Genomic DNA, 1,910 nt, shown 5'->3' with positions numbered 1-1,910 from the left:
CCCCAACGACTACCTCATTCCGCAAACCGACCTCACCTTCCGCCTTTCGCCAGACGCAACGCGTGTCACCGCCGTGCTCACGATAGAGCGCCGTGACGGCGTCTCCGCATCGGCTCCGTTGGTGCTCGACGGCGACGGGCTTACGCTCAAGCACATCGAGATCGACGGCAAGAAGGTAAAACCGGCGGATCTGCTGGCGACGCCCGACCAGTTGACCATCCTCAAGCCACCGGTGGCGCGGCGCTTCCAGTTGCTCATCGAGACCGAGGTGGCGCCGGCGGGCAACGAAGCCCTGATGGGCCTCTACCGCTCGAGCCACGTCTACTGCACGCAATGCGAAGCCGAGGGCTTTCGCCGCATCACCTATTTCCTCGACCGTCCCGATATCCTGTCCGTCTACACGGTGCGCATGGAGGCAATGCGCGACGAGGCGCCGCTGCTCCTGTCCAACGGCAACCCGCTCGAAAAGGGCGACCTCGGCGACGGCTGGCATTATGCAGTGTGGCACGACCCTTTCCCCAAGCCGTCCTATCTGTTCGCATTGGTGGCCGGCAATCTCGGCCGGCTCGCGGACAGTTTCGTCACCCTGTCCGGCCGCACGGTCGAGCTCGGCATCTATGTCGAGCCCGGCAAGGAGACGCTGGCCGGCTATGCGATGGACGCCCTGAAGCGGTCGATGAAATGGGACGAGGAGGCGTTCGGCCGCGAATACGATCTCGACGTCTTCAACATCGTCGCCGTGTCGGACTTCAACATGGGCGCGATGGAGAACAAGGGCCTCAACATCTTCAACGACAAATATGTGCTGGCCGACCGGGAGACCGCGACGGACGCCGATTTCGCCAATATCGAGGCGATCATAGCGCATGAGTATTTCCACAATTGGACAGGCAACAGAATCACTTGCCGCGACTGGTTCCAGCTCTGCCTGAAGGAAGGCCTGACGGTTTTCCGCGACCACGAATTCTCCGCCGACCAGCGCTCGCGCGCGGTCAAGCGTATTGCCGAGGTGCGGACCTTGCGCGCCCACCAGTTTCCAGAGGACCAGGGCCCACTGGCGCATCCGGTGCGGCCGCGCCGCTACCGCGAGATCAACAATTTCTACACCGCGACGGTCTACGAGAAGGGCTCCGAAGTGGTGCGCATGATCCGCACAATTCTCGGTGCCGACGTGTTTCGCGCCGGCATGGACCTCTATTTCGAGCGGCACGACGGTGACGCGGCGACGATCGAGGATTTCATCAAGGTGTTCGAGGATGCGTCCGGCCGCGACCTGTCGCAGTTCGCGCTCTGGTATCATCAGGCGGGAACGCCGAACCTGACGATCAGTTCGACGCACAATCCGGCCGCGCAGGAGTTCACGCTCGAAATCGAGCAGTCGGTGCCGCCGACACCCTCCGAAAGCCGCAAGCGGCTGATGCACATCCCGCTCGCTTTCGGGCTGATCGGCGCCGGCGGCAAGCCTGTGCCGTATAGTAGCGTCGAGGGCGCCAGCGTCGAGGACGGCGTCATCCATATCCGCAAGCGTCGCCACATGGTGCGGTTTTCAGGCGTCACCGAGCGCCCGGCCGTGTCGCTCAACCGCGGCTTTTCGGCGCCGGTGACATTGTCCGTCGAGCAGAAAGCCGACGACCAGTTCTTCCTCGCCCGCCACGACGGCGACGCCTTCTCGCGCTGGCAGGCTTTCAACACATTGTTGACCGATGCGCTGATATCAGCGTTCCGCGAGATCCTCGGCGGCAAGCAGCCGGCCTTTGCGCCGCGGCTGATCGAACTCGCCGGCAGCATTGCCGGCGACGAGACGCTGGAGCCGGCCTATCGGGCATTGGCGCTGGCCCTGCCCGGCGAAGCCGACATTGCCCGCGACATCGGCAGGAACATCGACCCCGATGCCATCTTTGCGGCTCCCG

Annotated in this window: 1 protein-coding gene; it reads left to right on the top strand. The window is 63.8% G+C overall.

The window, feature by feature from the left end; all coding sequences use genetic code 11:
- On the top strand, window positions 1–1,910 hold a 1,910-nt coding region (pepN, locus tag EN884_RS34600), incomplete at both ends, for an aminopeptidase N (RefSeq protein ID WP_128361069.1).

The organism is Mesorhizobium sp. M7A.F.Ca.AU.001.01.1.1 (assembly GCF_004022735.1).
Lineage (GTDB): Bacteria > Pseudomonadota > Alphaproteobacteria > Rhizobiales > Rhizobiaceae > Mesorhizobium > Mesorhizobium ciceri.
Note: the sequence above shows the minus strand (reverse complement) of the source record. Positions and strands in the feature narration are given on the sequence as shown.